General features: G+C 59.1%; 20 protein-coding genes and 5 tRNA genes. 11 read left to right on the top strand and 14 right to left on the bottom strand.

What is annotated here, in order from left to right; all coding sequences use genetic code 11:
• The 7 genes from AOC04_RS14435 (at position 1) to mgtE (ending at position 4,101) form a co-directional block, all read left to right on the top strand.
• On the top strand, positions 1-1,236 hold the full coding sequence (locus AOC04_RS14435; protein ID WP_060694479.1) for an aspartate kinase: 1,236 nt from the start codon (positions 1-3) through the stop codon (positions 1,234-1,236).
• Between the two features lie 187 nt (positions 1,237-1,423).
• Entirely contained in the window at positions 1,424-1,612 is a 189-nt protein-coding gene (gene csrA / locus AOC04_RS14430; protein ID WP_003175645.1) for a carbon storage regulator CsrA, read from the top strand.
• A 61-nt stretch (positions 1,613-1,673) separates the two neighbouring features.
• Positions 1,674-1,764 (top strand) — tRNA-Ser (locus AOC04_RS14425).
• 108 nt (positions 1,765-1,872) lie between these two features.
• Positions 1,873-1,949 (top strand) — tRNA-Arg (locus AOC04_RS14420).
• 72 nt (positions 1,950-2,021) lie between these two features.
• Positions 2,022-2,098: transfer RNA gene (locus AOC04_RS14415), tRNA-Arg, on the top strand.
• A gap of 70 nt (positions 2,099-2,168) precedes the next feature.
• Positions 2,169-2,245: transfer RNA gene (locus tag AOC04_RS14410), tRNA-Arg, on the top strand.
• A gap of 413 nt (positions 2,246-2,658) precedes the next feature.
• Positions 2,659-4,101 carry a magnesium transporter gene (mgtE, locus tag AOC04_RS14405; protein WP_060694477.1) on the top strand — a complete coding sequence of 481 codons (1,443 nt, stop codon included), beginning with the start codon at positions 2,659-2,661 and terminating at the stop codon, positions 4,099-4,101.
• Between the two features lie 107 nt (positions 4,102-4,208).
• On the opposite strand, the gene AOC04_RS14400 is transcribed toward mgtE, so the two are convergent.
• Positions 4,209-4,535, bottom strand: coding sequence for an Arc family DNA-binding protein (locus AOC04_RS14400; protein ID WP_060694475.1), 327 nt, complete (start codon positions 4,533-4,535; stop codon positions 4,209-4,211).
• Between the two features lie 368 nt (positions 4,536-4,903).
• Here AOC04_RS14400 and phnN point away from each other — a divergent pair, with 368 nt between their 5' ends.
• Positions 4,904-5,485 carry a phosphonate metabolism protein/1,5-bisphosphokinase (PRPP-forming) PhnN gene (gene phnN, locus AOC04_RS14395; protein ID WP_060694473.1) on the top strand — a complete coding sequence of 194 codons (582 nt, stop codon included), beginning with the start codon at positions 4,904-4,906 and terminating at the stop codon, positions 5,483-5,485.
• A 27-nt stretch (positions 5,486-5,512) separates the two neighbouring features.
• Here phnN and AOC04_RS14390 read toward each other — a convergent pair whose 3' ends face one another.
• From AOC04_RS14390 to AOC04_RS14380, 3 genes are all read right to left on the bottom strand, one after another.
• Positions 5,513-5,749 carry a hypothetical protein gene (locus tag AOC04_RS14390; RefSeq protein WP_060696961.1) on the bottom strand — a complete coding sequence of 79 codons (237 nt, stop codon included), beginning with the start codon at positions 5,747-5,749 and terminating at the stop codon, positions 5,513-5,515.
• Between the two features lie 292 nt (positions 5,750-6,041).
• Positions 6,042-6,770: an aspartate/glutamate racemase family protein gene (locus AOC04_RS14385; protein WP_060694470.1), complete on the bottom strand. Its 729-nt coding sequence runs from the start codon at positions 6,768-6,770 to the stop codon at positions 6,042-6,044.
• 54 nt (positions 6,771-6,824) lie between these two features.
• The gene (locus AOC04_RS14380; RefSeq protein WP_060694468.1) at positions 6,825-8,363 is read right to left on the bottom strand and encodes an NCS1 family nucleobase:cation symporter-1; all 1,539 of its coding nucleotides are present in this window, start codon (positions 8,361-8,363) and stop codon (positions 6,825-6,827) included.
• Between the two features lie 651 nt (positions 8,364-9,014).
• Here AOC04_RS14380 and AOC04_RS14375 point away from each other — a divergent pair.
• Positions 9,015-9,091: transfer RNA gene (locus tag AOC04_RS14375), tRNA-Arg, on the top strand.
• 182 nt (positions 9,092-9,273) lie between these two features.
• Here AOC04_RS14375 and nhaA read toward each other — a convergent pair.
• The 8 genes from nhaA to AOC04_RS14335 form a co-directional block, all read right to left on the bottom strand.
• Entirely contained in the window at positions 9,274-10,482 is a 1,209-nt protein-coding gene (gene nhaA / locus AOC04_RS14370; RefSeq protein WP_060694466.1) for a Na+/H+ antiporter NhaA, read from the bottom strand.
• Between the two features lie 184 nt (positions 10,483-10,666).
• Positions 10,667-11,848 (bottom strand): fumarylacetoacetate hydrolase family protein, encoded by a 1,182-nt coding sequence (locus AOC04_RS14365; protein WP_060694464.1) that lies wholly within the window; start codon positions 11,846-11,848, stop codon positions 10,667-10,669.
• A 139-nt stretch (positions 11,849-11,987) separates the two neighbouring features.
• On the bottom strand, positions 11,988-13,772 hold the full coding sequence (locus AOC04_RS14360; RefSeq protein ID WP_060694461.1) for an IlvD/Edd family dehydratase: 1,785 nt from the start codon (positions 13,770-13,772) through the stop codon (positions 11,988-11,990).
• Between the two features lie 16 nt (positions 13,773-13,788).
• A complete protein-coding gene (locus tag AOC04_RS14355) occupies positions 13,789-14,673 on the bottom strand; it encodes an NAD(P)-dependent oxidoreductase (RefSeq protein WP_060694459.1) in 885 nt (294 codons plus the stop codon).
• Positions 14,670-16,040, bottom strand: a complete 1,371-nt coding sequence (locus AOC04_RS14350; RefSeq protein ID WP_060694457.1) for an MFS transporter — start codon at positions 16,038-16,040, stop codon at positions 14,670-14,672. Before AOC04_RS14350 ends, AOC04_RS14355 begins: the two co-directional genes overlap by 4 nt.
• A gap of 133 nt (positions 16,041-16,173) precedes the next feature.
• On the bottom strand, positions 16,174-17,148 hold the full coding sequence (denD, locus tag AOC04_RS14345; protein WP_060694455.1) for a D-erythronate dehydrogenase: 975 nt from the start codon (positions 17,146-17,148) through the stop codon (positions 16,174-16,176).
• 45 nt (positions 17,149-17,193) lie between these two features.
• Positions 17,194-18,042 carry an ureidoglycolate lyase gene (locus AOC04_RS14340; protein WP_060694454.1) on the bottom strand — a complete coding sequence of 283 codons (849 nt, stop codon included), beginning with the start codon at positions 18,040-18,042 and terminating at the stop codon, positions 17,194-17,196.
• A gap of 77 nt (positions 18,043-18,119) precedes the next feature.
• The gene (locus AOC04_RS14335; RefSeq protein ID WP_060694452.1) at positions 18,120-18,860 is read right to left on the bottom strand and encodes an SDR family oxidoreductase; all 741 of its coding nucleotides are present in this window, start codon (positions 18,858-18,860) and stop codon (positions 18,120-18,122) included.
• A gap of 106 nt (positions 18,861-18,966) precedes the next feature.
• Here AOC04_RS14335 and AOC04_RS14330 point away from each other — a divergent pair, with 106 nt between their 5' ends.
• A complete protein-coding gene (locus AOC04_RS14330) occupies positions 18,967-19,923 on the top strand; it encodes a LysR family transcriptional regulator (RefSeq protein ID WP_060694450.1) in 957 nt (318 codons plus the stop codon).
• Positions 19,924-20,039: 116 nt separating this feature from the next.
• Positions 20,040-21,320 (top strand): MFS transporter, encoded by a 1,281-nt coding sequence (locus AOC04_RS14325; protein ID WP_060694448.1) that lies wholly within the window; start codon positions 20,040-20,042, stop codon positions 21,318-21,320.
• Between the two features lie 115 nt (positions 21,321-21,435).
• Here AOC04_RS14325 and AOC04_RS14320 read toward each other — a convergent pair whose 3' ends face one another.
• Positions 21,436-22,743, bottom strand: a complete 1,308-nt coding sequence (locus AOC04_RS14320; RefSeq protein WP_060694447.1) for an MFS transporter — start codon at positions 22,741-22,743, stop codon at positions 21,436-21,438.
• Positions 22,744-22,794: 51 nt separating this feature from the next.
• Positions 22,795-24,021 (bottom strand): sugar MFS transporter, encoded by a 1,227-nt coding sequence (locus tag AOC04_RS14315; RefSeq protein WP_060694445.1) that lies wholly within the window; start codon positions 24,019-24,021, stop codon positions 22,795-22,797.
• Positions 24,022-24,026: the final 5 nt, after the last annotated feature.

The raw sequence follows: 24,026 nt of genomic DNA, 5'->3' as shown, positions 1-24,026 counted from the left end.
ATGGCTTTGATCGTACAAAAATTCGGAGGCACCTCGGTCGGCTCTGTCGAGAGAATCGAACAGGTCGCCGAGAAAGTTAAGAAGTTCCGTGAAGCCGGCAATGATCTGGTGATTGTTCTGTCCGCAATGAGCGGCGAGACCAATCGCCTGATCGAACTGGCCAAGCAAATCAGCGATCAGCCATTGCCGCGTGAACTGGATGTGATCCTCTCCACGGGCGAGCAGGTGACAATAGGTCTGCTGGCGATGGCGCTGAACAAGCGCGGCGTGCCAGCGGTGTCCTACACCGGCAGCCAGGTGCGGATCCTTACGGACAGCTCGCACACTAAAGCCCGGATCCTGAAAATCGACGACCAGAAGATTCGTGCCGACCTCAAGGCCGGGCGCGTGGTTGTGGTCGCGGGTTTCCAGGGCGTGGATGAGAGCGGCAACATCACTACGCTGGGCCGTGGCGGCTCTGACACCACCGGTGTGGCGCTGGCGGCTGCCTTGAAGGCGGACGAGTGCCAGATCTACACCGATGTCGATGGTGTCTACACCACAGACCCGCGGGTTGTGGCGCAGGCTCAGCGTCTGGAAAAGATCACCTTCGAAGAAATGCTGGAAATGGCCAGCCTGGGTTCCAAGGTGTTGCAGATCCGGGCGGTCGAGTTCGCAGGCAAGTACAACGTCCCGCTGCGCGTATTGCACAGCTTCAAAGAGGGTCCTGGCACCCTGATTACTATTGATGAAGAGGAATCCATGGAACAGCCGATCATTTCTGGCATCGCTTTCAACCGCGATGAAGCCAAGCTGACCATCCGTGGCGTGCCAGATACTCCGGGCGTTGCGTTCAAGATCCTGGGCCCGATCAGTGCGGCCAACATTGAAGTCGACATGATCGTGCAGAACGTGGCGCACGATAACACCACCGACTTCACCTTCACCGTTCATCGCAATGACTTCACTGCGGCTCAGACGGTGCTGGAAAACACGGCCCGTGAAATTGGCGCGCGTGAAGTGGTCGGCGATGCCAAGATTGCCAAGGTGTCGATTGTCGGTGTTGGCATGCGCTCACACGCGGGTGTTGCCAGCCGCATGTTTGAATCGCTGGCCAAGGAGAGCATCAACATCCTGATGATCTCGACTTCCGAGATCAAAGTCTCGGTCGTGATCGAAGAGAAGTACCTGGAGCTGGCCGTGCGTGCGTTGCACACCGCTTTTGAACTGGACGCTCCTGCCCGACAGGGTGAGTAAAGCGTTGCCTTAGGGCGCGGTTGATCCGCGCCCTTTGTTTTTTTGATTTGCATAAACGAAGACTGCTGCTTTCGTCATGTTGGTCAATACTAAAGGCGCGGCGGCCTATAGCTAATTAGCTAGTAGGCCGAAGCCCTTTTTTTTTGCAGACTGTTGTCCCTGAAATGAATAGCGTGAGGAGAAACGTATGCTGATTTTGACTCGCCGATGTGCGGAAAGCCTGATCATAGGCGATGGCGAAATTACTGTGACCGTGCTCGGCGTCAAAGGAAACCAAGTGCGAATTGGTGTGAATGCCCCCAAGGAAGTGGCTGTACACCGCGAGGAAATCTACCTGCGGATCAAGAAAGAAAAGGATGAAGAACCAAGTCTCTAATTTTATTTAAGTTTTTAGTTGCATACGGGGAAAAGGCTGGTTATTATACGCCCCGTGTTGCGGAGAGGTGGCCGAGTGGCCGAAGGCGCTCCCCTGCTAAGGGAGTACATCTCAAAAGGGTGTCGGGGGTTCGAATCCCCCCTTCTCCGCCATTTATTCAAGTAGCACGTTCGAATCTAGCCATTTCGGTAAGTTGTTGAAATTACTGAAAAAAGTACTTGGCAGAGAGATTCAACGGTCTATAATACGCAGCTTCAAATGCACTCGTAGCTCAGCTGGATAGAGTACTCGGCTACGAACCGAGCGGTCACAGGTTCGAATCCTGTCGAGTGCACCATTTAAAGAGTTAGTTGCTTCGGTAGTTAACTTTGCTTCAACCAGCGGTGGTCTGGTCTAACAAACACAACTTGCACTCGTAGCTCAGCTGGATAGAGTACTCGGCTACGAACCGAGCGGTCACAGGTTCGAATCCTGTCGAGTGCACCATTTAAGAGTTAGTTGCTTCGGCAGTTAACTTTGCTTCAACCAGGGTGGTCTGGTTTAACAAACACAACTTGCACTCGTAGCTCAGCTGGATAGAGTACTCGGCTACGAACCGAGCGGTCACAGGTTCGAATCCTGTCGAGTGCACCAAACACCAAAAAGCCTGCACATTGTGCGGGCTTTTTGCTTTCTGCGATTTGAGTCATGTTCAATTGCGTCCGCCGGCCGCAACCTCTTGTCATGCTGCAGACTTCTCTCCTGATTACTCTGGCCCTCTGATAAAAACTGAAGATTCATGATTTTTTGCCGCAGTATGTGTTCTGCGTGAATCATTCGGCGTCGCAGATTCAGTTTCGCCAGTGTGCCGCAAGCAATTGTTATCTCCGAGATTTTTAGCGTCATTAATTTTTAAGCCGTGTATGATTGCGCCCGTCAGCCCCGCCGGGGCTTGTGGAAGACCTCCATGGACTTACCCAGTAGAAACTCAGCATCCCGTTTTTCCAATCATGAATTGACTGATTGATCCTTCCGGCGTGCCCTGCTGCTGGGAGTGGAGTTCGCCTATGACCGAAGTTGAAGTAAAGAAAACGCAAGACAGCCTGCAAAGCCGCCTCGCTCAAGTGATTGAGCTGCTTAACCGCCAGCGTGTGGTCGAGGATCTGACTCATCGTCAGGAAGGCCATCACCATGACCGGGTTGAAAACCTGGTCCACCGGCAAAACCTGGTCGAGCTCCAGCGCAAGCTGGAAGACCTGCACTCTGCAGACGTTGCCTACATCCTTGAAGCATTGCCGCTCAACGATCGCCTTACGGTCTGGCAGCTGGTCAAGGCTGATCGCGACGGCGACATCCTGCTTGAAGTTTCGGATTCGGTACGTGAAACCCTGATCGCCGACATGGACGATCACGAGCTCCTGGCTGCGGCCAAGGAGATGGATGCCGATGAACTCGCTGACCTGGCCCCCGAGCTGCCGCGAGACGTCATCCATGAGCTGATGGAGACTCTGGATGGCCAGCAGCGTGAGCGCGTTCGCTCCGCACTGTCCTATAACGAGGACCAGGTCGGCGCCCTGATGGACTTCGAGATGGTGACAATCCGTGAGGATGTCAGCCTTGAAGTGGTGTTGCGCTATCTGCGCCGCCTCAAAGAATTGCCGGGGCACACCGATAAACTGTTTGTAGTTGATTACGACGGCGTGCTCAAAGGCGTATTGCCGATCAAGCGCTTGCTGGTCAACGACCCTGAGAAGCAGGTCGCTGACGTCATGGCCAGCGACACGGTGAGTTTTCACCCGGACGAAGATGCCTACGATGCGGCTCAGGCGTTTGAACGTTATGACTTGATCTCAGCCCCGGTTGTCGACAAGAACGGCAAGCTGATCGGCCGTTTGACCATCGATGAAATGGTCGATCTGATTCGTGAAGAAAGCGAAAACGAAGTCCTCAACATGGCCGGTCTGCGTGAAGAGGAAGACATCTTCGCTTCAGTCTGGAAATCCCTGCGTAACCGCTGGGCCTGGCTGGCGGTCAACCTGGTGACTGCATTTATTGCATCGCGGGTGATAGGGCTGTTTGAAGGCTCGATTGAAAAACTGGTAGCCCTGGCAGCACTGATGCCTATCGTTGCGGGTATTGGTGGCAACTCCGGTAACCAGACCATCACCATGATTGTGCGCGCCATGGCGCTTGACCAGGTCAACACCGGCAGCACCTCGCGCTTGATGCGCAAAGAGCTTGCCGTGGGCCTGATCAATGGCCTGGTGTGGGGTGGGGTGATAGGTGTCGTGGCGTACCTGCTGTATGGCAGCTGGTCGCTGGGCGTAGTGATGACGGCCGCCATGACCCTCAACCTGTTACTGGCAGCGTTGATGGGAGTGCTGATCCCCATGACGCTGGCCAGGCTGGGAAGAGACCCGGCAATGGGGGCCAGCGTGATGATCACCGCCATGACTGACAGTGGTGGGTTCTTCATCTTCCTGGGGTTGGCAACGATCTTCCTGCTTTGATTGCTGCCTGATCGGACCCCGGTCTGATCAGGCCGTTTGAATGTCAGGCGTGAATAGCGCCCATAAAAAAGCCAGCGCAGTGCTGGCTTTTTTATATCTGGCTTGAATCAGGACGCGTTCGATGCAACTTCAGCGTCGTGAGCAATCAGGGACACCAGAGCATTTTGCTGGCGATGCGAGAGTTGGCGGAAGCGTTGCAGTAACTCGCGTTCATGCAGGGAAAGCTCGGGGCTGTCCAGGCGCATGCTGAGTTCTTCACCCAGAGAGCCTTCCTGTATGAGGCTTTGCTCCAGTCGGGCGATGATTTCTGAGTTCATGCTGCGGTGATGATCGCGAGCCACTTCGGCAATGCGTTCGCGCATTCCGTCTGGCAGGCGTACGACAAACTTGTCGGCCGTACGGCTTGAGTAAATTGCCTGTTTCAATGGGCGCATTATAGTTAACCGGTTAGTTCAGGGGAGCGGTTCTCGGAATTGGCCGCAGGATGTGTTTAAGACCGTATCTACGACCAAATGTTCAACCTGAATTGTTAAGAGGCGCGCATCATGCCTCAAATCCGCCACTTCCCTGGCGTCAATTCTGTGACAAATATTGAACCGGATAGAGGCGTTATGCCAGTAACGATTATCGGAAATATGCGTCTCAATGAAAAGCGGATAGAGATTTTTCTCATCCCTGCACGCCCATAAAAGGTATTTCACGACATCGAAGGCTCGAAAGCCTGCAGTCGGGCCTTACTTGTTAGCAGAATCTGATAGCGGGTGCAGTTTGACGGGACCTCAACTCCCGGGAGATCCAAGTCATGCCAGGCAAATTGATTTATTTGATGGGCCCTTCGGGCTCAGGCAAGGATAGCCTGATTGATGCCGTACGCCCTTATCTGCCCGAGCGCGGATGCGAGGTTGTCCGGCGAATGATCACCCGCTCCAGCGAAGCGGTGGGCGAGGATGCGCTGGGTGTTTCCCATGAGTGCTTTCAGTCACTCAAGGAGGAGGGGGCCTTTGCCATGCACTGGCAGGCCAACGGCCTTGAGTACGGCATCCCGGTAGAAATCGACCAATGGCTCAATAGCGGGCGCCATGTACTGGTGAACGGCTCCCGGGGGTACCTCAAGCAGGCCCGCGAGCGTTACCCGGATTTGCTGGCGATCATGTTGTACGTCGATACCGGGGTGCTGCATCAGCGTTTACAGGCTCGGGGTCGGGAGACGCCGGCTGAAATCAGCGACCGGCTCCAGCGCAACCAATCATTTATCGATTCAATCGATGAGCAGCGGTCTGAGCCTGTGTCAGTGCTGAACAATTCGGCTGCGCTGTCACTGGGGGTTCAAGGCTTTTTGGCGCTTATTGATGCCAGCCTGGTCCTTGCTGCCCACTCGGCATAACGGTGAGTCGAGGGCCCAGGTCTCTCTTTAAAAGAACCAGCGTTCGCCTTGAATAGTTGCGGCCACAGGGCGTTCGGCGGTCAAACGAGGTGCAACCTGATCGTTCTCTGTCATCACGGCCAGTTGTGGCATGGGGGTGAGCGGTTTGTTGTAAGTGCCGGCCAGCCCGGCAGTCTGCGCGGAGGCGGCGGGTTCAGGTTGAAAGTGGAAAACTACCAGTACCGCAAGCGCAAGGGCATTCAACAGTAAAAGAGTGCTGTTCATGGCGGTCATCTCTGAGGGCATGGACGGAATACTGTTGTTATAGCAGTGATCGTGCCAACTGCTTTTTGGTATAAAACCCTTATAAATCAGTATGTTGATAGGTGTTTAAAAGAGGTCTAAATTGCAAAATGCAATGATGGCTTTTTGCTGTAGTGCAAATTGCACGATATCGCTGTGTCGCGTCCCGAGGGTCTCAAACAACCTGCGGGAACCGGGTATGCCCGCGATGGCTTTGGTGAGGTAGTTCGATACCTCGCCAGTGATGCTTTCGCGAGCATGTCAGTGCTTGTCGCTACCGGCAGAACCGGGCCGCCCAGCCCGCAATTGCCTTGGGCCGTGGCGTAGCATAAGTACGCACCTTGGACGTGGACAGACCCTGGCGCACCAGTGATTCGGCAATGGTCACGGCTGCCGACACGCCATCAATCACCGGCACCCCCGTGAGCTGACGAATGCGCTCATCAAGCCCGGCCATCCCGCCACAACCCAGGCAAATCACCTCCGCCTTGTCTTCTCTGACGGCCAGTTCAGCCTGGCGAACAATGGCCTCCAATGCTTTGTGCGGCGAAGACTCAAGCTCCAGCACTGCCATGCCACTGGCCCGCACCGATGCACAGCGATCCCACAGCCCCGACAGCTTCAGACGGTCCTCAATCAGCGGGACGGTGCGATCCAGAGTCGTGACCACCGAATAAGCCCGCCCCAAAAACATCGCCGTACTCGCCGCCGCGTCAGTGATATCCACCACGGGCACATTGAGCAACTCTTGCAGCCCCTCGCGGCCATGCTCCCCGTACCCGGCCTGAATCACCGCATCGAACGGCCGGTCATAGGACATCACGCAGTCCATCACTGCGATCGCTGCCAGATAACTCTCAAAATTACCTTCAACCGATTCTGCCCCGAATGCGGGGGTCAGACCGATGATCTCAGTGCCCGGTGCTGCCACCGCTTGTGCCTGGCGAGCGATGGCCTGGGTGATGCTGTCGGTTGTGTTGACGTTAACCACGAGAATTCGCATTGGCTCTCCTTGAAGTGAGTGGGGGCGGCCCGGATCAGGCGGGCCGCAGACGGATCAATGGCTGGCGTTCTCGACGGCAATCGATTCGCCGCTGACCTGGGCGTAGTAGGGCTGGCGCTTGGAGATAATCAGATAAAGCATTGCCGCGATGCCGGCGCCTATCAGCCAGGAGAATGGCGAGACCGTGTGGAAACCAGGTACCAGCGCCAGCACGATGGCGATGAGTGCTGCAGGAACAAAGGCGGCGACCGCACGTAAATTGACGCCATTGGAGTAGTAATACGCGCCGCTCGGGTCTTCGCTGTACAAGGCCGGCACATCGACCTGACCTTTTCGTACAAGCCAGTAGTCGACCATGATCACGCCATACAGCGGGCCGAGCAGAGCGCCGAGGCCGGACAGGAAGTAAACGATCACCAGCGGGCTGTTATACAAATTCCACGGCAAGATCAGCACCGCGATGGTGGCACTGATCAGCCCGGCGCGGCGGAAGGTCAGGTACCGGGGGGCCAGGTTGCTCAGTACAAATGCTGGAGCGACAAAGTTGGCCATGATATTCACGGCCACCGTTACGATCAGGAACGCCAGGCACCCCAGCACCAGAAGCAAGGTATTGGGAATCGAGGCAATGATTTGCGTCGGGCTCTCAATGATTGTTCCATTGATCTGGAATTGCGCGCCGCACAGCAGGACAGTGATCCCGGCAAACACCAGAATATTGACGGGCAAGCCCCAGAAATTACCGACCTTGATCGTTTTGCAGCAGGGGGACGAGCGGGAAAAGTCGCTGAAATTAAGGATCATCGTGCCGTAGATCGCCAGCCACAGAGCACCACCGGCAAATACATTGCGCCACATTTCAGCCGTGCTCAGTGGCTCGCGGCTCGACCAGGCGATGGTGCCGTTGGCCTGAAAATACATCCAGCCGGCAAGACAGATCACCGTCAGCAGAATCACCGGCCCGGCGAAAGCTTCATAGCGTCGGACCATTTCCATGCCATAGGCCAGAATCGCCAGTTGTACGAACCAGATCGCCACAAAACATAACCAGCCCAGGCTCGACAGGCCAAGAATCGAGTTGTGGTCATAGGCGGCAAAACCCGGATGAACCGCGATCAGCAACACGCGCAAGACCACCGAGGCCAGATACGTCTGAATACCGAACCAGGCGATAGCGATAACTGCACGTATCAACGCCGGAATCTGTGCCCCGTGAATGCCGAAGCTAATACGGCTGATGACCGGAAAAGGCACACCGGTGCGTTGACCCATATAGCCGGACAGGTTCATGAAATTGAACACCAGCGCCGCCCCGATCCCTAGCGAAAGCAAAATCTCCCACCCGTTCAGGCCCAGCGCATACAGCCCGATGGCGAACGAGTAATTGGCAATGTTGTGCACATCGTTGGTCCACAGCGCAAAAATGCTGTACCGGCCCCAGCGTCGGCCTTCGGTTTTGGTGGGGGCCAGGTCACTGTTATGCAAGCGCGGACTGAGCGCCAGCGTTGACGCGACGCTGTCAGGAGCAGGGATGGGGGTTGAAACCGGGGAAGGTAAATCCAGAGCGATGGTAGGGGAGAGTCTTGAACGCATTCTGGCAAGCTCCTGATACCTGCAGCGTGATGACTGTTCATGAGCACGGGCTCGACAAATCTTCGTCACGGCTAGCGAGAATCACTGGTTATGAAAGTCCGCGGTATGCCTGCTTTTTGTGGCAGGCCACGAAATAACGTGTACTTAGTTTTTGTTTATTTTGTATACAAGTGGCGTGTGGACTTAAGCGATATTCATGCCAGACATAAATTGTGTGCAGGTAAAAGTGAATGTTGTTCTCAGGGGGTTTTATTAATGCATTGAAAAATAAGTATTTTAATTTTAAATATTTAAGGCGGGGGGATTAGGGGGGGAATGAGCGCGCGGACAGCTGTCAGCTTTTATCGTCAGGATGTCTGTTACTTTTTGATGCATAAAACCTGTGCGGGGATTTTTAGCGCACCTTTATGTGACATTTTGTATACGATTTTTCAGGTCGTATTGATACCCGTTATCAACAGCGGGTCGCCACCTGCTGAGCGCAGCCTTGTACCTGGGCAGCGACCCAGTGCAGGAACTCAGTGGGAGCGTGGCTTGCCCGCGATGCTTGTGACCGTTAAAAAGCCAACGCGCGACATGACAAATAAAGGCATGCCCGTTACCATGCACGCCGTTGATCGCACCGCACATCGCGTGCAGTGCCCATGATTTGTCTCAGTAGCTCAATTGGATAGAGCATCCCCCTCCTAAGGGGAAGGTTGCAGGTTCGAACCCCGCCTGGGACACCATATTTTTCAAAGCCTCCAGTGATCCCTGATTTTCCCGCTAATTCCCCACGGGGCAGGGCGGGTGCATCAGGCAGGCTTCAGGCAACAAAAAGCCCCGCTCAAGTTCGACTTGGCGGGGCTTTTTTGTGCGTGAGCGAATTACCCGGCAGGGGCGTCCTTGATCGGACGCACCTCAGTCCGGATCAGGCTGACGCCTTTTGACGACCAGCCTTGATCAGTACCACCACTCCCAGGATGGCACACAGGATGGAGCCCATCAGCACGCCGACCTTCACTTCATCCACCAGATGCGGGGCACCCGGGAAGGCCAGGGCGCCAATGAACAGGCTCATGGTGAAGCCGATGCCGCACAGCAAGGCAACGCCATAGAGCTGGACCCAGTTGCTGCCCTCGGGCAGTTTTGCCAGGCCAAAGCGTATGGCCAGAGCCGCCAGGCCGAACACACCCAGTTGTTTACCCAGCAACAGGCCCAGCGTGACCCCGAGCGGTACCGGGTCCAGCAGGTCGCGTGGCGAAATGCCGGCCAGCGATACACCGGCATTGGCAAAACCAAAGATGGGTACCACGGCGAAAGCGACCCACGGATGCAGTTTTTCTTCGAGGTGGAGCAGGGGCGACTTGTGTTTCTTTTGCGGATCACCCATTGGAATGCACAGGGCAAGGATGACTCCGGCCAGTGTCGCGTGGATGCCCGATTGCAGCATGAAGAACCAGAGCAGGGCGCCTGCTATGAGGTACGGGGCCAGTCGGCGTACACCGCAGCGGTTCAGCACCACCAGTACCGCAACCACAGCCACCGATGCCAGCAACATGCTGATGGACAGGCCGCTGGTGTAGAACAGGGCGATGATCAGTACCGCCCCCAGGTCATCGAGAATCGCCAGCGCCGCCAGAAAGATCTTCAACGAAACGGGAACCCGCTTGCCCAGCAGTGACAGTACCCCCAGTGCAAACGCGATATCGGTAGCTGCCGGAATGGCCCAGCCGCCGATAGTTTGCGAGTTGCCCCAGTTGATGGCGATATAGATCAAGGCCGGAAGCAGCATGCCGCCCAGTGCGGCAAAACCCGGAAGCGCGCGCTGGCTCCAGCTGGATAACTGGCCGGCAAGCATTTCACGCTTGATCTCAAGGCCCACCAACAGGAAAAAGATCGCCATCAGGCCATCATTGATCCAGTGCTCGATCGAGAGCCCGGCGAACTTGACGTGCAGAGTGGAGAAGTAAGCAGCAGACCAAGGGGAGTTTGCCAGCAGCAGTGCTGCCAGGGCTGATGCCATCAGGATCAAGCCGCCCGCAGATTCCGCGGCGAAAAAGCGCGTAATAAAAGCGAGGGAGGATGCAGACTTGCGGGTGTTTGCGGCTTTATCCAGACGCGAGGGCTCAAGACTCATAGGTGTGGCGACTCCGCGATGGCGGCCCGACCTTCGCTAAATTAACCTGCCCTGCCGCGTTGTTGCGGTGGCACCCAGCGCCGGATACTACACGAAAAGGGTTGCAGCAGGTAACACCCGGGCCGTCATGGCGACGCCCTCAAGTGCATGGTGTGCATGCACTCGAGGCGGCGCTAGCCTTCATTTACGCCAGCAAACCCCGGCGCGCCAGATTCTTCATCAGTGCTGCCACCCCGAACGACCAGTGTGCGGCCTGGTCGCTACGGGTCACGCGATTGTGCAGGGCGCCCAGGCTGGTACAGGCAATGCTCACCACATCGCCTTCCTTGTGGGTGAAACCCTGGCCGGGCTGGTCGCGGTCGTCGGTGGGGGCGAACAGGGTGCCAAGGAACAAGACAAATCCATCCGGGTACTGGTGGTTCTCATTGAGGGTCTGATGTGCGAGATCGGCCGGGTCACGGCTGATCTGGCTCATGGAGCTTTTACCATTGAGCACGTAACCGTCCCGCCCTTCGACGCGCAAGGTCACTTCGCAGCGGCGTACGTCGTCAAGACTGAAATGTTCGTCGAACAGACGAATGAACGGACCGAGTGCGCAAGAGGCGTTGTTGTCCTTGGCTTTGCTCAGCAGCAGTGCACTGCGCCCCTCGAAATCACGCAGGTTGACGTCGTTACCCAGGGTTGCACCATGAATCTGCCCCCGGCTGTCGACGGCCAGCACCACTTCCGGCTCCGGGTTGTTCCAGCTGGAGCCTGGGTGGACACCGATTGCGTTGCCGCTGCCCACGGCAGCCAGAATCGGCGCCTTGGTGAAGATTTCGGCATCGGGCCCGATCCCGACTTCCAGGTACTGCGACCACATGTTCTGCTCGATCAATACCTGCTTGAGACGCATCGCCTCGGGGGAGCCGGGGCGCAGGTCGCGCAGGTTGTCGCCGATGACTTCCTGCACCAGGCCGCGTATCTGCTCGGCCCGCAGGGCATCGCCACCGGCTTTTTCCTCGATGACCCGTTCGATCATGCTGGCGGCAAACGTTACCCCTGCCGCCTTGATCACTTGCAGGTCAGTGGGCGCCAGCAGGAAGGGTTTGGCCGGGTCGCGCTGTTCACTGCTGTTGACCAGCAGGTCCTGGACCGTGCCCAGCGAATGACCGCTGATTTCGCGGACCGCCTGTAACGGGTTTTGCTGATCCAGCAGCAGGCTCAGGGTCGGGAAGTGTGCAGTGCAGTCAATGACATCACCGTCACGAATCACAACCACCGCCGGCCCGCCGCGCTCACCTGGCAGCCACACGCGACCGATCAGGGTTGCACGCTGCCAGTCCTCAGGCAGGGAGTTCTCAACGTTCAATTGCAGCGGCTTCATAAGGTCAATCCTTGAATTCATGGTCGATCTCCCTTCCACTCCACCTCTGTAGGAGCGAGCTTGCTCGCGAGCTCTCAAGATCAAAAGATCGCGAGCAAGCTCGCTCCTACAGGGTTCAGGGTTCCAGGGGCTTCATTGTTTAGTGGGAATGGCGCGGCGGGCCGTTTTCCGGGATCACGCGCCAGTACAGGGTGGCCGGTTCCAGGCAGCCGCCTGTGGACAACTGGCCGACCAGCTGGCGATAGAGTTCCTGCCACGGTGTTTGCGAAGGTGCCAGCGGCGGCAGCGGTTCCTGGCGACGGGCATCAAGTTCGACTTCGTCCACCAGCAAATTGACGCTGCGTGCATTGAGGTCGACGCGCAGCCGGTCGCCGGTACGCAGCAACGACAAACCGCCGCCCACTGCCGACTCCGGGGACATGTTGAGAATCGACGGGCTGGCCGAGGTGCCGCTCTGGCGACCGTCACCCATACAGGGCAGCGAGTCGATGCCGGCCTTGATCAGCGTTGAAGGGGGGGCCATGTTGACCACCTCGCCACTGCCCGGGAAACCGACGGTACCGCAGCCGCGAATCACCAGAATGCAGCGCTCATCGATGTCCAGGCTCGGGTCGTTGATCCGCGCCTGATAGTCCTCGGGGCCCTCGAACACAATGGCCCGCGCTTCGAAGCTGTTGGGTTGCAACGGATCGCTGAGGTAGGTTCTGCGAAAGGCTTCGCCCACCACCGACATCTTCATGATCGCGCTGTCGAAGAAGTTACCGCTTAGCACGATAAAACCGGCGCGATGCATCAGCGGGTCTTCGTACGAACGAATCACGTCGCGGTCGCCGGTCACGGCGTCAGCCACGATCTCGCCCATGCTGCGGCCACTCACCGAACGGCAGTCGCGGTGCAGGCGGCCCACCTTGTCCAGTTCATGCATTACCGCCGGCACGCCGCCCGCACGGTGGAAACCTTCACCCAGGTATTCACCGGCCGGCATGCAGTTAACCAGCAACGGCACGTCTTCGCCGACCCGCTGCCAGTCTTCCAGCGACAGATCGATGCCGCTGTGGCGGGCTATCGCAATCAGGTGCGGCGGGCAGTTGGTGGAAGCCCCCAGGGCCGAGGCCACGGCAATGGCGTTCTCGAATGCCGCGTGGGTCATGATGTGCGAAGGGCGTACGTCTTCACGCACCAGATCGACAATGCGCATACCGGTGGCATAGGCCATTTGCCCGCGTTCGCGATAAGGCGCCGGAATGCTCGCGCAACCGGGCAATGACATGCCCAGGGCTTCGGCCAGGGCATTCATCGACAGGGCGGTGCCCATGGTGTTGCAGTGTCCGACCGAGGGCGATGACGCCGTGGTCAGGGTCATAAACCCTTCGTAATCGATCTCCCCGGCGCTGAGCAGGTTGCGCGCGTGCCAGAGCACAGTGCCCGAACCGATACGCTGGCCTTTGTGCCAACCGTCGAGCATCGGCCCGCCGGACAGCACGATGGACGGCAAGTCAGTGGTTGCCGCCGCCATCAGGCACGCCGGGGTGGTTTTGTCGCAGCCGGTGGTCAGCACCACGCCATCCAGCGGGTAGCCGTGCAGCACTTCCACCAGGCCCAGGTACGCCAGGTTGCGATCCAGTGCCGCGGTCGGTCGGCGCGACTGCTCGGCAATCGGGTGCACCGGAAACTCCATCGGAATGCCGCCCGCATCGCGGATGCCATCCTTGACCCGCTTGGCCAGTTCGATGTGATGCCGGTTGCAGGGCGTCAGGTCGCTGCCGGTCTGGGCGATCCCGATGATCGGCCGCCCCGATTGCAATTCGGCGCGGGTCAGGCCCTGATTCATGTAGCGCTCGACGTACAGCGCGGTGAGATCGGCATGGCTGGGATCGTCGAACCACAGCTGACTGCGCAGGCGGCGAGGGGTTGATTCGGTCATGACAGGCTCCAGCAGATTATTCAGGCAATTGGTTGTGACGGCGTAACTGGCGGATCAGCCCGGCGTGGTCGAGTTCACCGTCACCGGCTTCGATCATGGCCTGGAACAGGCCATCCACCAGACTGCCGACCGGCAGGCTCAGGCCCAGTTTTTGCGCCTGGGCGAGGGCAGTGCGGGTGTCCTTGAGTTGCCATTTGGCGGGGCCGCCGGGGGTGAAATCGTTGTCGAGCATGCGCTGGCCGTGCTGGCGCCAGATCGGAGAATCGACAAAGCCTCCCATCAGCGCTTCGTGGACCTTGCTCGGGTCGGCGCCGCCGCGTTCGGCCAGCAGCAGGCCTTCGGCGACGGTGGCGATGGTGCTGGCGACGATCAACTGATTGACCAGTTTTGACAGTTCGCCGGTTCCGGCCGGGCCTACGTGGACCGGACGGCCCATGGCCGCCAGCACCTCGCGCCCTTGTTCAAAGGCCGCCACTTCACCGCCGACCATGATCGCCAGGCTGGCTTCACGCGCCCCGCGCTCACCGCCCGACACCGGCGCATCGAGGTAGCGCAGCCCGAGGGCCGCGCACTGACGAGCCTGTTCGACGGCGCTGTCGACCGCAATCGAACTCATCACAATCACCAGCGCACCGGGGGCCAATACCCGCGCAGCCCCCCCTTCGCCAAACAGCACCTCATCACAGGTCGGACCATCGCTGAGCATGCAAACCAGCACCTGGGCACCCTTTGCCGCCAGCGCCGGGGTCGACAGGATGTCGGCGCCGTGGGCCGCCAGCTCCTGAGCCTTGGCCGGGGAGCGGTTCCATGCACGTACCGGATAACCGGCCTGCAACAGATTGCGGGCCATGGGTTTACCCATGATCCCGGTGCCGATAAACGCTACGGTCGCCAGACTCATGCTTTACCTCCTGCGGCGGCTGCGGGGATGGCGGTGCCAATCTGCGACACCTTGTTGCGCGGCATCAGCACCATGCCCAGGCCACCGGCGCCCACCAGTGCGGCAATCACCAGGAAGCCCGGGGTATAGCTGCCGGTTACGGTGAACAGGTAACCGGTCAGGTAAGGACCGACAAAACCGCTGAGGTTGCCGATGGAGTTGATCAGGCCAATCCCGGCGGCGGCTCCGACCCCGGTCAGCACTTGCCCCGGCACTGCCCAGAACACGTTAATGGCGCTGTACACACCCATGGCCAGGAGGATGAAACCGATAACGATGATCCATGGCTGGTTGAGCCACAGCGCCACGGCGATGGACACGGCGGCCAGCATGGCGGCACCGCCGGCATGCCAGTGGCGTTCTTGCAGGCGGTCCGAGCGACGGCTCCACCAGATCATCGCCACGGCGGCGACGGCGTAAGGGATGGCCGTGATCAGGCCGTTCTGCATCAGGCCGATCTCCAGCCCGAACGAGCCGCGGAACGATGCCAGGACCGTGGGCATAAAGAAGTTCATCGCGTTGGAGCCCGAGGTGATGCCGAAATACACCAGCGCCAGCAGCCACACCTGGCGGTTGCACAGTGCCTTGCGGATCATCTGGCCCTTGGTCGGTTGCAGGCCCACCACCAGCGGTTTGTTGCGCTCTTCCTGTTCCAGGGTGCCGATCAGCCAGTTGCGCTGTTTGTCGGTCAGCCAATGGGCATCGGCCGGGTGGTCCGTGAGGTAGAAATAGCAGACCACACCGAGAATCACCGCGGGTACGGCCTCGACGATGTACATCAGGCGCCAGCCGACGAAGCCCCAGGCATCGCCCAGCTCCATCAGGCCCACCGACAGCGGGGCCCCGATAATTTGTGCAATGGGTACGCCCAGGTAAAAGGTGGCGATCATGCGGGCGCGGTAACGGCTCGGGAACCACAGCGACAGCAGATAAATCACCCCCGGGAAGAACCCGGCTTCGGCGATGCCCAGCAATACGCGCAGCGAGATGAAGTGCACCGGCGTCTGCAGGAAGCCCATGGCCCCGGCGATGATGCCCCAGGTCACCATGATCCTCGCGATCCAGACCCGGGCGCCGTAGCGGTGCAGCAGAATGTTGCTCGGCACTTCGAACATGAAGTAACCGAGGAAGAAAATCCCGGCGCCCAGGCCATAAATGGTCTGGCTGATACCGATGTCTTCGTTCATCCGCAGGGCGGCGAAACCGACGTTATTGCGGTCCAGAAAAGCGACCACAAACAGCAGAATCAGAAAGGGGATCATGCGTTTGGTAACGCGTTTGATCGTCTGTTGTTCGATGTCCGAGACATCGGTGAGTGGAGTGGTCATATCGCACGGCCTCAGTTTTTATTGTTGTGAGTAGCGTGAACCTGTTGTGCAGTATTCTGTAGGAGCGAGCTTGCTCGCGAGCTCTTTAAGATCTAAAGATCGCGAGCAAGCTCGTTCCTGCAGGGGCAGAGTGTTATCGGGTGGCAGTGTCTTCAATATGCGCACGCACGATGGCGTCGAAATCCGCGTCGGCAGTGAAGCCCAGGGCGCGGGCGCGGGGCGCCTGGACCTTGCTTGGCCAGCTCTCGACGATGCGCTGGATGGTGGCATCCGGTTCCCAGCGAATCAGTTTGGTCACTTCCTCGCCCGCGACCCGTTGCAGCGCCGAGACCATGTCGTGAACGGTGGTGGTCACGCCCGGCAGCGGGATGATCCGTTGATTGCCCAGGGTCTCTGGCGACAAGGTCATGCCCAGCAGCATTGACTCAATGATCCGCCGTGGCGAGGTCAGGTACACCTGGGTGTCCGGGCGTACCGGGCACACCGCAGGCAGCCCTACCAACGGTTCGCGGATGATTGAACTGAAGAACGTCGATGCCGCCTTGTTCGGTTTGCCGGGACGCACCGCCACCGTAGGCAGGCGCAGTACGCGGCCATCGACAAAGCCCTTGCGGGCATAGTCGGCCACCAGCAGTTCGCCCACGGCTTTTTGCATGCCGTAGGACGATTGCGGGGTGAGTACCGTGTTGTCGTCGACCACGTCCGGCAGCTCGCCACCGAATACGGCGAAGCCGCTGGCATACACAAAGCGCGGGGCGTTGCCCTGTTTGCGCAGGGTTTCGAGCAACAGCATCAGGCCATGCAGGTTGACCTGCATCCCCAGGTCGAAGTCGGCCTCGGCGGCTGAACTGACCACCGCTGCCAAATGCCATACCAGGTCCACGCCGTCGGTCACCCGGGCAATCACTTCGGGGTCGGCTACATCGCCGGTCACCAGTTCGATACGCGGGTCGACGGGGAGGTCTTCACCGGCAAAAGTGTCGAACAGCACGATGCGATCGATCGCGCGGGGGGCCTGGCCTTCAAGCGTCAGGCTGTTGAGGTCGAGCAGGCGTTGGGTCAGTTGTTTGCCGATAAAGCCGGTGCCGCCAGTGATCAGAATCCGCATGTCTTGCTCCTGTTTCTTATGATTATTTTCAAGGCCTGCTGTGGGTCAGTCAGCCTGTACCGTGCGCTGGCGTTGCTCGCCAAGGCCGCTGATGCCCAGGCGTATTTCCTGCCCGGGGCGCAGGTAGACCGGCGCCGGTTTTACCCCCAGGCCCACGCCCGGCGGGGTGCCGGTGGAGATGACATCACCCGGTTGCAGCGACATGCAGCGGCTCAGGTAAGCAATCAGGGCCGGGATCTGGAACACCATGGTGCGGGTGTTGCCGTTCTGGTAGCGCTGTCCGTCGACCTCAAGCCACAGGTCAAGCTGGTGCGGGTCGCTGATTTCGTCGCGGGTGACCAGCCACGGGCCGAGGGGGCCGAAGGTGTCAAAGCCCTTGCCCTTGTCCCAGGTGCCGCCACGTTCCAGCTGCCACTCGCGTTCGGAGACATCGTTGATCACGCAAAACCCGGCCACGTGGTCCATGGCATTGTGTTCATCGATATTGCGTCCGCCTTTGCCGATCACCACGCCAAGCTCGACTTCCCAGTCGGTCTTGGTTGAGTCGCGAGGGATCTCGACGTTGTCGTTGGGGCCGCAGATCGCGCTGGTCCATTTGCTGAACACCACCGGTTCCGATGGCACGTCCAGGCCCGACTCGGCGGCATGATCTGCATAATTGAGGCCGATGCAGATGAACTTGCCGACCTGGCCGACACAGGCGCCAATGCGTGGCGAACCGCTGACCAGCGGCAGGCTGGAAGGGTCGATTTTGCCCAGGGCGGCCAGGCTTGCGGCATCCAGTGCCTTGCCGGCTACATCGGCGATGTGCGCCGACAAATCGCGAATTTTGCCCTGGGCATCCAGCAGCCCCGGTTTTTCCTGACCTTTCTCGCCGTAGCGCAGCAGTTTCATAAAAACTCCTTCATCCAATAAGAAAAACTGTGTCTGCAGGAGCGAGCTTGCTCGCTCCTGCAGAGGGTTTATGCATGTCAGTTACTCATCCCGCCATCAATCACCTGGGTGGTGCCGGTGGTGTAGGCGCTGGCGTCGCTGGCCAGATACAAGGCCAGGCGGGCGATTTCTTCGGCGGTGCCGATACGGCCCATGGGCTGGCGGTCGACGAACGCCTGATACACCTCGGCCTCTGTGCGGCCCTGTTCCAGCGCCTGTTGGGCAATGCGCTGGCGCAAGGACGGCGAGTCCACCGTACCGGGGCAAATGGCATTGCAGCGGATACCCTGGCGCACGTAGTCCGCGGCCACTGATTTGGTCAGGCCGATCACCGCGGCCTTGCTCGCGGTGTAAGCAAAGCGGTTGGGTACGCCTTTTACGCTGGAAGCCACCGAGGCCATGTTGATAATGCTGCCACCGCCCGCGGCCAGCATGCCGGGCAGGAAGGCGCTGATCATGCGGTACATGGCCGTGACATTGAGATCGAAGGAGAACTGCCAGGCCTGTTCGTCGCAGTCCAGCAGTGCGCCGCTGTGAACGTATCCGGCGCAATTGAACAGTACGTCCACCGGGCCGATCTGCTGGCTGACAGCAGCGATGGCCGCAGGTTGCGTCACGTCCAGTTGCAACACCCGGATCCCGGGGATGTCCTGCAGGGACTGAATGTGCAGGTCGGTCGCAATGACCTCTGCGCCTGCATCACGGAACGCGAGTACCGAGGCCAGGCCGATACCCTGGGCCGCAGCGGTGATGACTACGCGTTTGCTGGCAAGATTCATGGGCGGTTTCCATTGTTATTATGTGGCGCGACCGGATCACCCTAATAGTGCTTCGCGATAATCGCCAATGAGATATTCTCAAGTCTCAATAACCGGAGGTTATCGGATGGCTGATGTCGGATTTAATCAATTGTGCAACTGGCTGCGTTATCGCCACTTGGTGCTTATAGACACGCTGGCGCGCACGCAAAACATGCATGCCACCGCTCATGAAATGAACATCAGCCAGCCCGCGGTGAGCAAGATGTTGCGTGAGATCGAGCACCAACTGGACTTTGAAGTGTTTGCGCGTTTGCCACGCAGCATGTCGCTGACCGACCTGGGCAGTCATGTGGCCCGGTTTGCCCAGATCGCGTTGAATGACACCGGCCAGTTTGTCGGTCAGATCAACCATTTGCGCCAGGGCGGCCATGGCCTGCTGAAAGTCGGCACCATCTATGCCGCCACCGCACTGGCGGTTCCGGCGGCCATTGTGCGGGTCAAACAACAGTGGCCGTTGCTCACCTTGCAGGTGCTCGAGGGCACCAGCGCCAACATGCTGGCCATGCTCGAACACAAGGAACTGGACGTAGTGGTGGCACGGTTCACCCTCGACCGTCATCGTGAACTGTTTGAATTCCAGGCCCTGGCGCCGGAGCCGCTGTGCCTGGTCACGGGCAGTCAGCACCCGTTGGCCGGTGCCAGTGAAGTGCCGCTGGCCGATCTGGGCAGTTGGCCTTGGGTGATCTACCCCACCGGCACGCCGATGCGGGTACGGGTGGAGCAGGCCTTTGTCGAAGCGGGCATGCAGACACCGGAGAACACGGTAGAAACGGTATCCCTGCAGACCACCATGCAACTGCTGCAAACAACCCCGGCCGTGGCGATGCTGGCTGAGTCGATGGCGGAGCCGGAAATCCGCGCCGGGCGCTTGACCCGTCTGGCGCTGCCGTTTCCGCTGGTGCTGGCCGATTACGGGGTCATTACCCGGCGCAACGAAGTGCCCCAATGGTCAGCCAAGGCCTTTATTGACGCGCTCTTGAGCGGTCCCGATGCCTTGCGCGGAGCACCCCAGACGCCTTGATAACCCGAGGTTATTAGCCGATCGCATCATGTGATTGGGCAGCCAGCAGGACGCCAACTAGAGTGAGCTACGCTCCGCCTGTCGGGCAGGAGCGCAACCGCTCATGAGAGGCGCGTATGAGAACAATAAAAACCTACAAAACGCTGACGATTTTTTTCCTGTTCCTGATTGGCGTAGTCAATTACCTGGACCGCAGCGCCTTGTCGATCGCCAACACCACCATTCAGCACGACCTGGCAATCAGCCCCATGCAGATGGGGGTGATGCTCTCGGCCTTTTCCGTGGCCTACGCCTTTTCGCAGTTACCCCTTGGCGCCTTGATCGACAAACTCGGCAGCAAGCTGGCGCTGGGCGGATCGCTGGTGGTGTGGTCGGTGGCGCAGGCGGCTTTCGGCCTGTTCAGCAGCTACGGGCATCTGGTGGGGCTGCGGGTATTGCTGGGGATTGGCGAGGCGCCGGTATTTCCTTCGGCGGCCAAGGCCCTGTCCGAATGGTTCGACACCCAGGAGCGTGGCACGGCCACCGGCTGGGTCTGGTCATCGACCTGCATCGGGCCATGCCTGGCGCCACCGTTGCTGACCGTATTCATGGTCCATCTGGGTTGGCGCGGGATGTTCATCCTCACCGGAATCATGGGGCTGTTGCTGGCACTGTGCTGGTTCAAATTCTACAAAAGCAAAGCCCAGTACATGGCTGAGACGGGCCGTGCCGAGCCGGTGGCGGTGCAACAGCACAAGGCGCCGAAGGTGGCCTGGACCTCACTGTTCAGAGACCGCAACACCTGGGGCGCGTTTCTCGGATTCATGGGCGTGATTTACATGATCTGGCTCAACCTCACCTGGTTGCCCGGTTACTTTGAGCGCGAGCACGGCTTGGACCTGTACCGCACGGCCTGGGTAGTATCATTGGCTTATCTGTTCGGTGCAGTGGGCACCATCGTTGCGGGCAAATGCTGCGACCGCCTGGTGGCGCGCGGCATGCGGGTGCTGGCCAGTCGCAAATTGATGGTCATTCTTGGCTTGCTCGGCGGGGCGCTGTTCACCCTGATCGTCGCCTTCACCACCAACGTGGTGGCGTGCGTGGTGCTGCTGTGCCTGACCATGTTCTTCATTAACATCTCAAGTGCCACGGCGTGGATGATCGTCAACACCATCGTGCCCTCGGAGCGGGTGGCGTCGTTCGGTTCGATCCAGAACTTTGGCGGATACCTGGCAGGCTCCGTGGCGCCGATCCTGACCGGCTTCAGCGTGCAGCAGAGCGGCTCGTTTTCCACTGCGTTTGTGATCAGTGCGGTGGTGGCGGTGTGTTCAGCGTTTGCATACTTCGCGCTGCTCAAAGAGCCGGGTATACCCGTAGAACCGCTGGCCAAGCTTGATGGAGCACCAGCAGTGGCCTAAAAGCGAACCTCAGTAGGAGCGAGCTTTTAATCGAGCCCACATTGATTACCCAGTGAACTCGATATTTTTGAGAAGCTCGCGAGCAAGCTCGCTCCTACGGGGTTATGGGGTTGCTCTAACCCGGTGACTGTAACGCCTGCGCGCCGCCGGCCTGCTTGCCCGCCCTGGCCGAACGCATCAGCATCAAGGCACCAATCAATGCCGTTACCGCCAGAAAGTACATCCCGGCATGGGGGTTATTGAACTGCTGTTCGGCCCAGGTTTTCACCGTCGGCGCGAGGAACCCGCCGAGGTTGCCCAGGGCGCCGATCACCGCAATCCCGCTGGCCGCTGCAGCACCACCCAGAAAGCGGGTCGGCAGGGTCCAGAACAACGGTTGCACGGTGATGAACCCGGCTGCCGCCAGGCAGAACGCGAGGATTACCAGTGGCAGGCTGGCGCTCAGGGTCGAACCGACCATGCCCACGGCCGCCAGTGCCAGCATGATCGCCGCGAAGCGGGTTTGCTGGCCTTTACGGTCGGCATGCCGGGTCACGGCATACAGCACGCACACCGTGGCTATCCACGGGATGGAGGTCAGCAGGCCAACCTTCAGGCCAATGCCGGTCCCCAGCAGTTCGGCGATCCGGGTCGGTAGATAAAACAGCACGCCATACACGCTGACCTGAATCGTGAAGTAGATCAGGGTGAAGTACAGGACCTTGGGGTTGATCAGCGCGGCGCGCCACGAAGACGGGCCTTTATTGGCTTTGAGCTGTTGTTCTTTTTCAAGCTCGTGCTCGATGGCTGCCTTTTCATCGCGGCTCAACCACTTGGCATCCCGCGGTTTGTCGGTCAGGTAAAAGAACGCAAACACGCCGATGATCGAGGCCGCGAGGCCTTCGGTGACAAACATCCATTGCCAGCCGGCGAGGCCGAACTGGGCGGTCTCCAGCAGCCAGCCCGACACCGGACCGCCCACCATTAACGACACCGGCACCCCGAAGTAGTAAATGCCATAGGCCGAACCGCGCTGGTTCTGCGGGAACCAGTAGGTCAGGTACAGCACCACCCCCGGCGACAGGCCGGCTTCGGCCACCCCCAGCAGAAAACGCAGAATGTAGAAGCTGGTTTCGTCGTGGGCAAACATCATCGCTGCCGACACCAGGCCCCAGGTGACCATGATCCGGCTCAGCCAGATACGCGCGCCGACCTTGTGCAGCATCAGGTTGCTGGGTACTTCAAATACGGCATAGCCGATAAAGAAAATACCCGCACCCAAGGCAAACGCCGCGTTGCTCAGGCCGGTGTCTGCCTGGAAGGCATGTTTGGCAAAACCAATGTTGGAGCGGTCGATGATTGCCATGGCAAACATCAGTGCGACAAAGGGCAGGATGCGCCAGCGAATTTTGCTGAGCGCCTGTTTCAACGCGGGGTTAGACATGAAGTGCTCCAATTGTTTTTTTTGTGGAGTGCAGCGACATAGGTCCAGCAGTTACAGCTTTTTCAGGGCCGCCCGGGCATAGGCAGCGACCACCAGAAAGCAACCCATCGGTAGCAGATAGGCCACGGCAGTTGAGGAGTGATCGGCCACCAGTCCCATCACGTAAGGCAGCAGCGCGCCGCCGACAATGGCCATGATCATGAATGAGCTGCCGCGCTTGGTATGGGCACCGAGGTTTTTCACGCCCATGGCGAACAGGGTCGGAAACATGATCGACATAAAGAAAAATATGGCCACCAACGCCACTACCGAGATGCCTTCAAACCCCATCACCACCACGGCACTGAGCACCACGTTGATCAATGCGTAAATCAGCAGCAGGCGCTGGGCATTGACCCGGCCCATCAGCCAGGTGCTGAAAAAGCGGCCAAACATGAAGCTGAGCATTGCCACCGACAGCAAGTACGCCGCTTGCTGGCTGCTCATCTGTGCCCAGTGTTCGGTGACGTAGTTGATAAAGAACGCGCCGACGCCAACCTGTGCGCCGACATAAAAGAACTGGGTGATGACCCCGGTGACGAACTCGCGGTGCTGCCACAGGGTTTTGGCGTTGTGTTGCTGGACTTGCGCTTCCTGTTCACGCAAGTCGGGCAGCGGGGTGCGGGCGATCAATACCGCAACCAGCAGCACCATTGCGGCAATCACCAGGTAGGTCATTTGCAGCGACTGGGTGGTGTCGACACTGTTGGCACCGCTGAAGAACAGCGCGCCGCCAATCAGCGGCCCGAAAAACTGCCCCAGGCCGTTGAACGATTGCGCCAGGTTCAGGCGTCGTTCTGCTCCGGCTGGTGAGCCGAGCACCGTGGCATAGGGGTTGGCTGCGGTTTCCAGACAGCCCAGGCCACAGGCAATCACAAACAGCGCGAACAAGAAGAACTGAAAACTCTGTGCGGCGGCGGCCGGCATGAACAGCAACGCGCCGGTGGCGTACAGGCACAGACCGAGCAGGATGCCCGCCTTGTAGCCGTATTTGTCCATCAGCAAACCGGCGGGCAGGGCGATCAGAAAATACGCCCCGAAGTACGCGCTTTGCAGCAAGCCCGACTGCGCTTTGCTGACGTGCAGGGTTTCCTGAAAGTGCTTGTTCAGCACGTCCAGCAGGCCATAGGACAGGCCCCAGAGAAAGAACAGGCAGGTCACCAGAATCAGTGCCCAGCGGTAGGACGTAACGCCCCGGGAAACCGGCGCTGTTGCGACGTTCGAGTGCTTGAGTGACATGGCGC

This window comes from Pseudomonas versuta (genome assembly GCF_001294575.1).
Taxonomy (GTDB): Bacteria; Pseudomonadota; Gammaproteobacteria; order Pseudomonadales; family Pseudomonadaceae; genus Aquipseudomonas; species Aquipseudomonas versuta.
The sequence above is the reverse complement of the archived record's forward strand: the minus strand, read 5'-3'. Positions and strand labels throughout refer to the sequence as shown.